We start from the raw sequence: 12,494 nt of genomic DNA on the forward strand, positions 1-12,494 counted from the left end.
AATCTGCTCCTGCTGCCAATCGGGGGAGATTGAGTAACGCGACTGGGTGGCCGCGGCCACAAATGCCCCCAGGGGCCGCTCGCTTGCGCCTAGGATTGGCACAATTGGCGCAATGGAAGCGTGCTGGCCTTGCGTTGAGCCTTTCCATCAACCTCTCCGCTCGGAATGTCGCGCGGCAAGGAATGGCCGATGAACTCGTGGCCAAAATCCACGCGCAGGGGTTGGATTGCCAGGACGTGGAGGTCGAGATCACCGAGGGAGAATGGCTGCGGGTCAACTCGCTGCCGGGCGAGCAACTCAAGCGGATGGCCTCGTCAGGCATTCGGCTCGGGGTGGATGACTTCGGCAGCGGCTACAGCAATTTCGGGTACCTGACCGAGTTGCCCATTCACACGCTCAAGCTCGACAAGTCGCTGATAGACGATATTTCCGAAGACCAACGCGCATTGCTCAAGGTCCAAGCGATCGTCGGTCTGGCCCATGATCTGGGCTACTCGACCGTCGCTGAAGGAGCCGAGACGAACGGTCAGGTCGCCAAGCTCCAAGGCCTTGGGTGTGACGAAATTCAAGGTTTCGCGCTTTCCAGACCCATCAGCGCCATTGAGTTGGCCGAGCTCCTTGCGCCCTGACCCGAGGGAGTTTGATACTCGGTCTTCCAGCCGACGAACCGTCCCGGATGGAAGCACGCGGAAGGATCCTGCAGCGTGCGTATCGCTTTCAGGAAGTCTGCGAGATCGCTGAGGCCGCTGACTGCCTCTGGCCTATTTCAGGACCCTACCCGTGGCTAATACCGGCTTTTATTTTGCTTCGCTTTGTCAATGGAGAACTGACCTCCGACGGCGCTCTGGCGCGTCTGCATGCTGTTGAGGCCACTTGTAGCAGCTGTGGTCTCACCTCGCTGCTAGCACCGGGCGAGGGCCTGACGGACTTGGAAGGCGCCGGTGTGATGGTGTGCCCACACTGCCAGAACCACCAAGCGGTGAGCCGGATGAGGTTGGAAGAGTTCATGAAGCGAATGGCCGGCACGAACGCTACAGCCACCGCTAACCCATCGTCTTCGGACGACGGGCAGGTCTTGTCAGAGTGAGGCCCTTGGCCTGCCAATCTGAACGCCTCGGATTTCTTAGGGCATGAATTGCCACGGTGGACACATTAAGGGCATGATGCGATCGCCCTTTGGTCTTTGCCCACAGAAACCATGACCGTTCCCCTGCCTTATGATCCATTTCTGCAGGCCTCATCAGAGCCATTGCTGGAGCTGGTGATTGTGCGTGTGGGCTGCGATTTGTTCGGTGTGGATGTCGAGTCGGCCGTGGAAATACGCGGACCAGAGACGCTGACCCGAACCCGGGACCGCCAGTTTGTAGTCTCGATCAGAGGGCAAGACGTCCCTGTGGTTGATCTGGGCTTGATCACCGGAGGCGATGCAGTCGGGACGGGTTGTCCAGCAATGCTGTTGGTTCAATCCGCGGTTCAGCTGTTCGCCCTTGCAGTGGACGAAGTCTTGGTCATCGAGAGCCTGTCTGCCTGGCGTGCCGAGCCTGCCGCTCACAGCGACCGATTCGCTGAGCTCTGCCCGCAGGGCGTGCAGCTGGGAAACGGCAAACGCGTCGCCGTCATTGACCCTGGTCGTGCCCTATCCATTCAGCAACGGCTGGAGATCGATTCAGGTTGATTGCCCAATGCTGCACGGTGCTGCCGCTTTCAGTTGCAACCGATTCGCGCGCGTTCCAAGTTCCACGCTTTGCGGTAATCTCTGGCTGACACCGCGATTCCGTGCATGAGGCGCTCGATGGAGAAATTCGACGGAGCAACGTGGTTCCCACTGGACAGGTTTGAAGTCGGCATTGACGCCGAAACAGCAGTGGTTGCACTCGGGCTTTACCAAGTTCGCAACGCGGCCGGTGACTCGACCATGTGCGGCTCGACGATGACTCCGACGCAAGCGGAGCGAACTGGCAATGCCCTTTTGATCGCCGCCAACCGTGCTCGCCTGACGATCCCGGGCTCAAGCAGCAGCCACTGATCCTCTTCTGTGTTGATGTGCCTGCTCGCGGAGGGCTTGGTGAACGACGAGGTCAGGGACGCATTTTTGCGTCTTCAAGAAGCAATGAATCGCATGCATATACGTGTTGCGGCGCTGGAAGCGGCCACAGTGCTCCTGCTTCGCACGAACGCCGGCAACGCCAACGTCGCAGACGAGTTTGAGCGCAGCATTCGGCACTACCTCCAAGGGATGGACCAGCACCGGGACCATGTCTTCGCGTTCGAGGAGATCGTCGAGCCATGGCTGGGCATCCTGAGGGAACCATTGGCTGGCATTCCCCCGTCTCCGAGCCGCTGAACTGCCAAAGCGGAGCGGCCATCGGGCGGCCGTAACCTCGGCCAATGCCATTGCCGCCTCGCCGCCTCACGGCGCAAGGCGCCGAGCTTTCGGCGCGCTTGCGGGTCTGAGGCCGCCATCCAGGCGGCCTCACCCACGGTGACTTCAGCGGCAACTTCGGTCAACCATGCCCTGCGAGCGACCATGCGTTCGCACTGGCCTTGGAAGGGCGGTTAGAACTCCTGCCAGTGCGCTGCGTCCGCAGATACCTGCCGTGCGGGACGAGCTGGCAATGCCTTCGGCGGGGTTGGCTTGCCCGCGTAGGCGGTTTGAGAAAGGCGGGAGCCGTCCACAGCACCTGGCTTGGTCAAGCTTGCACTGGCCGTGGCTGGCGTCTTTCCCTGCGCGCGTTCATTCACCTTGAAGACCGCGACGGCGGTTGCCAGCTGTACCGACTGGTCTTCCATGGATCGGGCAGCGGCGGTCGCTTCTTCCACCAACGCGGCGTTCTGCTGGGTCGTTTCGTCCATCTGAGAAACAGCCTGGTTCACTTGCTCGATGCCCGACGCCTGCTCCTGAGAGGCGGCAGATATCTCACCAATGACGTTGGACACGCGCTCAACCGAGCTGACAATCTCAGACATCGTCTGGCCAGCCTGGTCAACCAGCGCCGATCCTTGAGCGACCTTGGCCACAGAGTCCTCGATTAGCCCCTTGATCTCCTTGGCTGCAGAGGCAGAGCACTGTGCCAACGTGCGCACCTCGGAGGCCACCACGGCGAACCCTCGACCCTGGTCCCCGGCTCGAGCCGCCTCCACGGCCGCATTGAGTGCGAGGATGTTGGTCTGGAAAGCAATGCCATCGATCACGGAGATGATGTCCCCGATGCGGCGCGACGAGGCTTCGATACCCCCCATCGTCTCCACTACTTTCCCGACCACTCCACCGCCCTGCCCGGCCACGCGCGAGGCCCCACTCTGGCCAACTCGCTGGCCTGGCGTGCATGCTCGGCGTTTTGGCGCACGGTGGAGGTAAGCTCCTCCATGGACGCCGCCGTCTCTTCCAAGTTGGCCGCTTGTTGTTCGGTGCGTCGCGACAAGTCGCCATTGCCCGCGGCAATTTCCGTCGACGCGGTATTGATTGCCGTGGATGCCTGCTGGATGCGGGAGACGATATCGGTCAGCTGAGCCACGGTCGCGTTAGCGTCTTCGCTCATCGTCGCAAAGACGCCGCGGAAGTCGCCTTCCATGCGGTGGGTCAAGTCGCCAGAGGCAATGGCCTGAAGCAAGGTGGAGACGGCGCTGAGGCTGTGGTCAGCTGTCTCCATCAGACGGTTGAGGTCCGAAACCATCAATTCAAAGTCGTGCTGGAACGCAGACGTGTTACCGCGGGCGGAGAAGTCGCCGTCGGCAGCCGACACTGCCAACCGCTTGATCTCCGTGTTGATCGCCAGCAGACTTGCTTTGGCAGCGTCCATCGATTCGTGGAGCACGCCCGGGAGCCGGGCAGGCGTCGCGCGTCACGCCGCAGGTCACCGGCCGCATACTCGTTGAGCACTTGGATGGCATCCAGGATGGCCTCAAGGTGCTCGAACACCATTGTGTTCATGCCCTTGGCCAGCTCGCCGTAGACACCGGGCAGGTCCTCCGGAATCCGGTGCGAGATGTCTTCGGCCTCGTGAAGCTTGACCATGACCTTGGTGTCGTTCGAAAAACGCTCCAAGGTGGCAACCATTTGACGGAGGGAGAGCAGCATCTGGCGCGCCTCATCGCGGCTCTGGTAGTCGGTTCGCACGTTGAGGTCGCCATTGGCCACGCTGCGGATAGCGGGCAACGCCTCACCAATGGGCCGGGTGACCGAACGGCTGATCGCCCACCCCAGCACGCTTGCGACCAAGTACAGCACCGCCAAGACCAAGCCTGTGATCGACATCAGGTTGTTGAGGCTTGCTGCGTTGGTTGCGAGTTCAGCCTTCATGCCGCGAAGGTTGTATTCGCTGACTTTCTCCATGGCGTCGAACAGCGCCACGCGCTTTGCCCTGGATTCTGTCACCGAGATCGTCTGCGCGGCCTCGGCATCGCCAGCGAGGAGCGCAGCGTGAAGCTGATCGTGGATGACAAAGTAATCGCTCAACGCAGCGCTGACCGGCTTGAACAACGCGGCATCTTCGCCATCGGCGAAGGACCGCAGGTATTGCTTCACCAGCTCGTTGATCTTGGCCTTGCCCGCCACGATCCGCTGTTCGTATTGCTTGACGGCCTCAGCGGAAGTGGCTTCGCTGACCTGGGAGGTTTCGTAGATGCGGAGATCGCCGAACTGCGCACGCATCTCTCCGATGGCATAGCTGCCAGGCGCCCAGACGGACTCAATCCTGGACAACTCCTGCTTCGAATGTGACGCGCGGACAATAGTGAAGATGCCCAACGCCAAGGTCATGCTGGTCGTTATGGCGAATGCCAGCATCAGTTTTTTGGAGATGCTTCCGACGTGGCTTCTTCGGCGCACAGGAAGAACACGGCGTCGCCGTGGCTTGAAGCACTCAACGCGCTATGAATGGAGATAAGCGCGGCGAAAGGAGACCTGACGAAGGCCTCCTGGTAACTGTGGCCTTTGATCTCGCTCGCCGTGGCCAACAGCGCGCTTGGCCTGCTCCGCTCGATCAGAAAGCGGCCGATTGCTGGAGTCGGGAAATCCAATGGCGAACGACGTATTCAGGAGCCAGTTCTTGAACGCTGTCTGCAGGACAACGATCTGGTCGCCGTCTTGAAAGTGACGGTGCTGAACGACAGTGCTTCTGATGATGCAAGTAGCGCGCATTGATGGGCAGCAGCGACGTTCGCTTCCAGCGTATCCACTGTAAAGAGGAAGGCTTGCGGTCCAATGCACTCCAAAGGGCGGATGCATGTTGCCAGTCAGCTAGCGCACGTGCGCGCCTGCCGGTTCGCCTCTGCAATCTTTGCCAAGCGCCTCGATCCAGGAAGCGATCTGTTTGACGCCGTAGGGCTTGGACAAAACACCCCGATCCCGGTGCCGGCTGATCACATCGTTCGGATGAAGCGTGGAGGTAAAGAAGACAGCGATGCCATCGCGCCGAAGTTCGTCTGCCAACTTGTATGCACTGCGCCGGGCGTCAGGGCTGGCGGGCACATCCAGAATGACGACGTCGACGTGCCCCGCTTGCGCTGCGCGCAAGGCTCCTGAGCTGAATTCCAAGCATTCGACGTCATAGCCGAGCTCTCTTAGTTCGACTCCAACCACCTCACAGATGGAGGTTTCAATGTCCACGAAGAGAACGTTCATGTGGATTGCCGTTCCACAAGGTCGGGTCAAATTTTCCACACGGTCAGCAGCTGGTTCAAGCTAGTTGGGACGACTTCTGCTTTCGGCAGACGGAATCTGCTCAGCTTTGCCAACGCTTCATCGGGAGCGCGAGAGGAGCTCCCAGCATCCTTCCGCCGGGTGACAGACCAGTCGCCACGATGTTCATTTCGCCTCCCCTTCGCTGAGTGGTTTCGAGAGGGGCCCCACGTAGACTGAGGCAGACGGCCCTCCCGTGAAGCGCACAAGGAGATCCATCGCCGTTGCATTCATTGCGTCCGCATCGCCCCGCTGAGAGAAGCTGGCCCAGTCTGCCATCGCGATGCTCTGCAGCTGGCCCTCCTTGGCCAAAAACAGCCGCATAGGCCACCGCGGCAGCCGACGTTGCGAGACACGCCCGCGTGCCAACTCGATGAAGTTCAGGTGGCTGCGCGCTTCGGATGCCCTGGCGTAGGCAACGCGAAGGCCATCCGGTGGACCCTCCAGGTAGGACAGGAACCGGGCCCCGTCGTACAAGGTCACCCCGGTCACGCCGGCCTGTCTGTTGAACCGCTCCGCGTCGGCTATCAACTCAACCAGCCGCCCAAGGCTAAGGTAGGGGCTGGCCTCACTCACAAAAACCACCGCACGGTTTGGCATGACACGCTCCTAAGATTGCTTCAGACCCAACAACCTGACGGGTCGGGAAGAGCAACAAGTGCTACACGGCAACCTTTGATTTTGCCTTCCAGGCGCCTGTTTCCAGATCCTTCCGCAGCACCCAGTCCTTCGCCGGAATCTTTGCCCCACGGGCGGTCAGGTAGTCCGGCATGAATAGCATGATCTCCCCCCCTTGAATCAGACAGCTGGTCGAGAGGACCACGCCGTCACTGAGCTCGACCAAGCAGGTGGCTCTCTCGCCCAGTTCAGCCTGCTCGCCTGTCAGGGACGCGGTGGCCCCTGGGTAGATGTGGCTGTGAGTAAATTCCAACCGCATGGCATGCCCCTGTCGAATGCCTCAAATTCATAACTCCCCTGCTTCCACTGTGCAACGTGAATCGGGCGGCCTACAGAGGAAATCCGTTACCCATCACTGCGGAACGTCATCGAGACGATTGCCGACCAATGCGGCAAGCCGCTCCATCCCCGTTTCTGGGATGAATTTCCCTCCGAAGCGTTGGGAGAAATTCACCCAGTTCGACCTCATCAGTGCTTTGAGCTCGGCTTCTGAAATCCGCAGGAAGAGCAATGCATGCGCAGGGAACCGCAACTGCTGGATGGATCCCCGCGCCAGCTCAACGATTTCGGTATGCAGGGTGAAGGACTGGGTGTAAACGGAGCTCGCAGCCACCGCACTCGCTGTGCCTTCCAAATATGTTAAAAACCTGCTGCCGTCGAAGCATACAACTGCACGCGAGCCGCACTTGGCATTGAACTCTCGGCCTGCACGCATGACTTCGGGCAAGCGCTCCTCACCGATCTCTTCCACAGCCGCGCTTACGAACACCACCGCACACTTAGACATTACGGGCTACCTTTCACTCGGCACCAGTGCAAGCCGGCCAACGTGGATCAGCTGTGTACAAAACGCAGGCCAGCTTGAATTTCAGTTTTCAGTTGCGCTATTCCTGAACCTTTAAGAGTGCACCATGGCTAGCCCCGTCCCCGACTCAAGTTGGCTGCAAGAGCGATGACCTCGCTAGGGATCACGGCCCCGAGGTGCGCGAGAACCGCGGCTTGGACGACCTCTGTGTTGCAGAGGAAGAATATCCCGTCTCGCGGCCCAGCCGACGTCAGAGACCGGTTGACACTGATCACCGAAGCTGGCACATCGCTCACGAACACTTCGTGAAACTTCGACCCCGCAAAGCGCGCTTCGAGGGCTCTCCGACTTGCTTTCGTGTCCTGCCGTAGCGCCACACCGTATTTTCCAGACAATCCGATGCCACTGGCGGTAAATACGTAATGATCTTTAAACGAGGTCAACCACACCAGAATCGGTCCGCCCTCGGCGAGAACGCGTCTGTGAGCAAGCTTGCTACGTATCATCGGGCTGCTCGTTGTTGGCCTGATTGATCGATTCGCCCCTCTTGTGGCTCCGTGGGCGGCGCGAATTGCGAGCTACGAACGATGGACAGGATCAGTATCCGACAGCGGCAGAGGTGAGGGCAACGCCTGCGCGCCGCCCTTCATTTCGGCCGTCCGGGTAGATGGGCTCACCGCACCACAAACGGCCGATCTGTAAGCGAAACAAACCGAGCGGGCTGTGTAGGGCTTAAATCCTTTGGCGGCCCGCCAGGCTCAGCCGAAGCGCTCATTGCTCCGCCGATTCATCCCCCCCCGGTGCACGCGAGACAAACGCCATCCACGTGCGACCTGAAATAGCCGGTGTCGCCCGTCAACGAATAGCGGACTCCGGCCCAAATCGATGTCGCTGTGGGGCTGTGCCAAGCGCGAGTCCTCTGGCAGGCGTGGCGAAACGAACGTATCATTTCGCTCTCCTGCGGCGCAACCATTCCCGGCAGGACAGCGCCTTGAAGAGCGCGATTACAAGTTGGAGCAGCGCCAGACCAGTTGCGCAGGCCAAGATAACCATAGCAAGAGGCAAAAGTAGCTCCATGATGGGATCCTACAGGCCCGCGGGTTGGCAGCAAGTCAAGGCGCCCGGGCCATTGGCGCTCAGCAATCTCCTGTTCGCTTGGGGTGAGATCACCACAACCGCGTGACAGTGGCGTGAAAGTCGTGTGGCGATCGCAAGTAGCTGGCGCATAGCGAGCTGCCGTCCGAACGCAGGTTGGCTCCCGTGTGCGCCGCCATGACGGCAGCCCCCAACAGGTGCACCTGGGTGCGCCCGTTGTCCTGCCACCCTTTGGGCAGCGATTCAATGGCCGCCAAGGCTTCTTGCCCTGACAGGCATTGGATGCAGGTCAGGTAGGACCATTGAAGGCCCACTTCCTCGCGCAAGCGCCTGCCGGCGGCCTTCTCGTCCAATCGGCCCTCGGCACTGTCCAGCAGCACGTGGGCGGCCGCAATGGCTTTGCCTTGGGGCGAGAGCCGGCTCTTCTTCTTGGGGAACAGGCCGCGCATGATCAGGCCTTCTTGCTGGCCTTCTTGGCGACGGCATTCTTCGCAAGTTTCTTGACGGCCTTCTGGGCGGCCTTCTTCACCGGCTTGCCCGTCTTCTTGGCCACCCTGGCGGGAGCTTTCTTCACCGTCCCATCAGCCGACGGGAACTTCGCTCCGGGGTTGGCCTGAGCCCACGCCTTGCCCTCGGTGGACTTGGCCCACGCGGTGAAGACCTTGGGGGCCAAACCCCGACCGGCCCACGTCTCACCGGTTGGGAGGCGATACTTCGGCGCCACCTTGCCAAGCTTGCGGCCCTTTCGGGGTCCCGGGGCAGCCTTGGCGGCACGCGCCGGCTTGGCGTCGATCGTTTCCCCGATGAGCTTGGCCACCTGCCGCCGCTGGGCCGGACTGAGGACCTTCGCATACTTCTGCAGGACCGCCAGGGCTTTGGGCACCTCGCCGTCGCGCTTCTCCACCAGCTTCTTCTGGGCTTCGAGCTGTTTGATTTCGGCGTTAAGGGATTTCAGGGTAGTCAGGGCCAAAGGAGCACTCCGGTCGGGAATCCAACGGTTATAGCCCATCGCTCCGGGCATGGCCACCCGAATGGGCCCCATCTTGACACCCACCAGCCTGGGGCGCGATAACTCCCTTGCCGCGAGGGGAAATGCCCCCGGCGTATTGCCTGCTTAGCTCAAGGCAACAGGTCCCGATTCGATCGCACAAGCGACGACGGGATGGTTTTTCCTGTCTTTTGAGATCTAAGCATGCCCAACCTCCAACGGTTGAGAACCGAGGCTTTCCTCGCCCAGAAGGGCCGGTGCTGCTATTGCAGCGTGCCGATGTGGAACGCCTCTCCCGATGAACTAAAGCCGTTCGGCCTGCGCGCCAAAACGGCCACGCCGCTTCGCTGCACCGCCGAGCACCTGGTGGCCCAGCAAGAGGGCGGAAAGGACGTGGCCGGCAACATTGCTGCCGCCTGCTGGCTCTGCAACACACGCCGGCACAAACGCAAATCGCCGCCCTCCCCCGAGGCTTACCGCGCCTTCGTGCAGAATCGCCTGGCGAAGGGGAAGTGGCACCCGCCGAGCGTGGCCAAGTTGCGCCTCAGAACGTGTGGAACGCAACCACCCGACGGATGAGTTCCGCCACGCTCACATGCTGCCGCTGCGCCTCGTGGCGGGCGCGGTCGGCCAGGTCTCGGGAAGCCCGGATAGGCGGCAAGCGGTCGTCCCTGCGGCCGGCAACGGGAGAGCGCAGCAGCGGGGGGCGCGCAAGGTAGGCGGTGAGCCATTGGCGCACGGCTTCGCTCTCGCTCACCCCGGCTGCTCTAGCGCGTGCGGCCAATGCCTGGCGCAAGGTTGAAGAAAGGGACACTTTCGGCAGCACGGCCGTCAAGGGAGGCTTGGACGTCAGCGTCACAGCCTCTGCCTCAGTCGGCCCACGGGGGCTGGGCGGAAGAAGCGCTCCAATCGTTTGGTCTCCAGCAACGCTTCCATGAAGGCCCCCATGGCGTGGGTATAAGCGTCCTCGCTGGCCGCCAACCGCAAGCTCAGCGCAAGCCGTTCCCACTTTCCGTTCGGTGCGCATGCGATGGCGAACAACCAGTGGTGCGTCCAGTCATCCTCCAACCGATCGGATGCAACGAAGAGCACCCGGTGATCACGCTGGAACGGCAGGGACGACAGCGCCTGGTCAACCGCATGGCGGTGGGCAGCCTGTAGCCGTGCCCTCTCCTCGCCGTCGGTATCCAGCAGCGCGGCGAACCCTTTTGGCAGGCGCAACGAAACGCGGTAGCCCGCCGCCCGGGCGTGGTGGCCCTCGCCTTCCCACAACCGCGGCTGCCCATCGAAATCCTGGCCCATAGCGAAGCGCCGCATGGCCTCCTCGGTCACTGGCCCACCGGGCTTCAACTGGGTCAACCACGCACCACCCCAGCGCAACGCGGCCAAGGGCGCCTCCAGCAGTTCTGCGAAGGCGAACCCATCGGCGAACACGTCCTCCCGGCAGAGGCAGGTGAGTTGCAGGTTCATGGGATCACCCTCATAACCGTGCCCTACTATTCGGAACGGCTTTCGTTGCGCCAGGGAGAGTCGCATCCAAACGCAGGGCCTCTTGTTCCGTTTCCCATCTCCATAGGCGATCGCGTATTTGCGGACGTTGCTGTTCGAGCCACGCATCGGGACGTGGCTCTGCATTGACAAACTGCAACCAAGCCTTCGAACGCGGATTGGCCCCTGCCTGCAACAACAGGTCGAGCAGCTCCACGTTGCCCGCCAGATAGGCGAAATAGATTGGTGACCGCCTTATCTCGCCACAGTCGTAATCCGCGTCCGGATCTGCGCCAGCTTCGAGCAGCACGCGACAAACCTCGAGCCACCTTCGCCCATTTTCTTCCCATGGACTGTCCTGCATAACAGCAAAAATAAGTGGCGTTTTTCCATCTTTTCGCTCCCGAGCGTTCACATCAGCGCCATCTGCAATCAACTGCTCAAGCTCCCTCAGCTGGAACCCTCCTTCGCGCTCGAATAGCTGAAAGATGGGTGGCATCCGGCGATGTCTCCTCCATTTACCCATGCGTTTCTCAATGACATAGCGGGGGATCAGGATTGGAGACAGCAGCGTCAATACAAGGAACTCCACGCGAACCTTCCAGATCGGCTCTTGAAATAGATTTGGTGGGTCACGCAAATTCTTTAACCATCCCCGCACACCCTTTTTGATACTTGCCACGAAATTCATGTCAGCCCCCATGGAATACATTTGTATCCCTTCAGATCCATGCAAGCAGAAAGGGACATTCTGTCCAGAGGGCTTTACTGACTAAAGCGAAAAAATGCTGGGGTTGCACGACAGTTTGCCAAACTGTCACCCTCCCCTTGCGCGTTTCCGCTACAGCGGAAAATCAGTGGGTCAGGAGGACGCATGGCCAACACCGACTTACTCGCTGCAATTCGACAGCGCAACCCCGCCCAGGTGGACCTGGCGATCGGGCGCGGGGCCCAACCCAACGCGCACGACGCCCGTGGCTACTCGCCGTTCCACGTCGCCCTGCTGACCGCTGACGCACCAACGGTTCGGGCGTTGCTGGACAGCGGAGCTGATCGGTTGGTGAGCACGAAGTTGGCCCAGGCCCGGAACATGGGCGCCAAGACCTTGGTCGCGTATCGTCACGTGCAAGCGCGGCCGCGGGAGGCTGCGTGGTAGCAGGAAGCTGGACTAAGATGAGTCCATGCCCGTATCACCCGACAAAGCCTATCGGCTATTGAAAGCCTTCGGAATGCTTGAGTTCCAGCTTAAGCAGACTAGCGAATTCTTTCAGACCAAGACCCCAAAACCGCCCATCTGGAAGGTGTTCAAGATCGGCTCATTCGAGATCGATGTGCGTCTCAGCGCCTTGCCAGCACCTGCCCCCGTTCCCGTGGTAGACGTGGACTGGAACAAGGTGGATCGAGCGGTGGCGCGCTTGGGGCAAGCATTCGTCGCACTCGTTCCCCTTCCCACTCAGAGAAAGCTGCTTGCTCCACCACGCAATCGGCCGAAAAGGGAGCGCATTGAGTTTGACCAGACGGGCCGACCACGGGCGACCTACCAGCCCGTCAACCTGCCCCATAACGACGCCGAAGCCTTGGTCGTTGCGATGCGACGCGTTAGAAACAACCTTTTCCATGGCGGCAAGGAAGACCCGCTGGAGGAGACGTATTTCGGAGAAGACAACGATTGGGCGGTGGCCGCCGCAGATGTTGCGGATGCTCTGTTGGATCTTCTCGACCGCCAGTTGCTCCGACCCGTTCAAGCGCCCTGACCCACT

General features: G+C 60.9%; 16 protein-coding genes and 1 pseudogene. 8 read left to right on the top strand and 9 right to left on the bottom strand.

Features of this window, described 5'->3' with window-relative positions; all coding sequences use genetic code 11:
• Positions 1–104: 104 nt before the first annotated feature.
• The 4 genes from ACZLHH_RS14725 to ACZLHH_RS14740 all read left to right on the top strand — a co-directional run bounded on the left by ACZLHH_RS14725 (position 105) and on the right by ACZLHH_RS14740 (position 2,344).
• Positions 105–629 (top strand): EAL domain-containing protein, encoded by a 525-nt coding sequence (locus tag ACZLHH_RS14725; RefSeq protein ID WP_032971133.1) that lies wholly within the window; start codon positions 105–107, stop codon positions 627–629.
• Between the two features lie 569 nt (positions 630–1,198).
• Positions 1,199–1,675, top strand: coding sequence for a chemotaxis protein CheW (locus tag ACZLHH_RS14730; protein WP_046272126.1), 477 nt, complete (start codon positions 1,199–1,201; stop codon positions 1,673–1,675).
• Positions 1,676–1,792: 117 nt separating this feature from the next.
• The gene (locus ACZLHH_RS14735; RefSeq protein ID WP_032971135.1) at positions 1,793–2,026 is read left to right on the top strand and encodes a hypothetical protein; all 234 of its coding nucleotides are present in this window, start codon (positions 1,793–1,795) and stop codon (positions 2,024–2,026) included.
• Between the two features lie 39 nt (positions 2,027–2,065).
• The gene (locus tag ACZLHH_RS14740) at positions 2,066–2,344 is read left to right on the top strand and encodes a hypothetical protein (RefSeq protein WP_125892001.1); all 279 of its coding nucleotides are present in this window, start codon (positions 2,066–2,068) and stop codon (positions 2,342–2,344) included.
• Positions 2,345–2,556: 212 nt separating this feature from the next.
• Here the strand turns inward: ACZLHH_RS14740 and ACZLHH_RS14745 are convergent.
• Positions 2,557–4,786, bottom strand: a pseudogene (locus ACZLHH_RS14745) (methyl-accepting chemotaxis protein).
• A gap of 147 nt (positions 4,787–4,933) precedes the next feature.
• On the opposite strand from ACZLHH_RS14745, the gene ACZLHH_RS14750 reads away from it, so the two are divergent.
• Positions 4,934–5,143 carry a hypothetical protein gene (locus tag ACZLHH_RS14750; protein ID WP_139338727.1) on the top strand — a complete coding sequence of 70 codons (210 nt, stop codon included), beginning with the start codon at positions 4,934–4,936 and terminating at the stop codon, positions 5,141–5,143.
• A 96-nt stretch (positions 5,144–5,239) separates the two neighbouring features.
• Here ACZLHH_RS14750 and ACZLHH_RS14755 read toward each other — a convergent pair whose 3' ends face one another.
• The 6 genes from ACZLHH_RS14755 to ACZLHH_RS14780 form a co-directional block, all read right to left on the bottom strand.
• Complete coding sequence (locus ACZLHH_RS14755; protein WP_032971140.1) at positions 5,240–5,623, bottom strand: response regulator; 384 nt, start codon at positions 5,621–5,623, stop codon at positions 5,240–5,242.
• A gap of 183 nt (positions 5,624–5,806) precedes the next feature.
• Entirely contained in the window at positions 5,807–6,280 is a 474-nt protein-coding gene (locus tag ACZLHH_RS14760; RefSeq protein ID WP_006375647.1) for a BLUF domain-containing protein, read from the bottom strand.
• 61 nt (positions 6,281–6,341) lie between these two features.
• Complete coding sequence (locus tag ACZLHH_RS14765) at positions 6,342–6,617, bottom strand: hypothetical protein (protein ID WP_032971143.1); 276 nt, start codon at positions 6,615–6,617, stop codon at positions 6,342–6,344.
• Positions 6,618–6,710: 93 nt separating this feature from the next.
• Positions 6,711–7,145 carry a BLUF domain-containing protein gene (locus ACZLHH_RS14770; RefSeq protein ID WP_006375649.1) on the bottom strand — a complete coding sequence of 145 codons (435 nt, stop codon included), beginning with the start codon at positions 7,143–7,145 and terminating at the stop codon, positions 6,711–6,713.
• Positions 7,146–8,329: 1,184 nt separating this feature from the next.
• Positions 8,330–8,707 (bottom strand): hypothetical protein, encoded by a 378-nt coding sequence (locus ACZLHH_RS14775; protein ID WP_006375651.1) that lies wholly within the window; start codon positions 8,705–8,707, stop codon positions 8,330–8,332.
• 2 nt (positions 8,708–8,709) lie between these two features.
• On the bottom strand, positions 8,710–9,228 hold the full coding sequence (locus ACZLHH_RS14780; protein ID WP_032971149.1) for an H-NS family nucleoid-associated regulatory protein: 519 nt from the start codon (positions 9,226–9,228) through the stop codon (positions 8,710–8,712).
• Positions 9,229–9,450: 222 nt separating this feature from the next.
• On the opposite strand from ACZLHH_RS14780, the gene ACZLHH_RS14785 reads away from it, so the two are divergent.
• The gene (locus ACZLHH_RS14785) at positions 9,451–9,825 is read left to right on the top strand and encodes an HNH endonuclease (RefSeq protein ID WP_076739360.1); all 375 of its coding nucleotides are present in this window, start codon (positions 9,451–9,453) and stop codon (positions 9,823–9,825) included.
• A gap of 276 nt (positions 9,826–10,101) precedes the next feature.
• Here the strand turns inward: ACZLHH_RS14785 and ACZLHH_RS14790 are convergent, their stop codons facing one another.
• Together ACZLHH_RS14790 and ACZLHH_RS14795 are read right to left on the bottom strand one after the other, a co-directional pair.
• Positions 10,102–10,716, bottom strand: coding sequence for a relaxase domain-containing protein (locus tag ACZLHH_RS14790; protein WP_006375655.1), 615 nt, complete (start codon positions 10,714–10,716; stop codon positions 10,102–10,104).
• A gap of 10 nt (positions 10,717–10,726) precedes the next feature.
• Positions 10,727–11,425 (bottom strand): ankyrin repeat domain-containing protein, encoded by a 699-nt coding sequence (locus tag ACZLHH_RS14795; protein WP_158229329.1) that lies wholly within the window; start codon positions 11,423–11,425, stop codon positions 10,727–10,729.
• Between the two features lie 183 nt (positions 11,426–11,608).
• Between ACZLHH_RS14795 and ACZLHH_RS14800 the strand changes: the two genes are divergently transcribed.
• Positions 11,609–11,890, top strand: coding sequence for an ankyrin repeat domain-containing protein (locus ACZLHH_RS14800; protein ID WP_032971158.1), 282 nt, complete (start codon positions 11,609–11,611; stop codon positions 11,888–11,890).
• Between the two features lie 25 nt (positions 11,891–11,915).
• On the top strand, positions 11,916–12,488 hold the full coding sequence (locus ACZLHH_RS14805; protein ID WP_006375657.1) for a hypothetical protein: 573 nt from the start codon (positions 11,916–11,918) through the stop codon (positions 12,486–12,488).
• Positions 12,489–12,494 lie beyond the last annotated feature (6 nt).

This window comes from Stenotrophomonas sp. 28608_Sma (assembly GCF_056486185.1).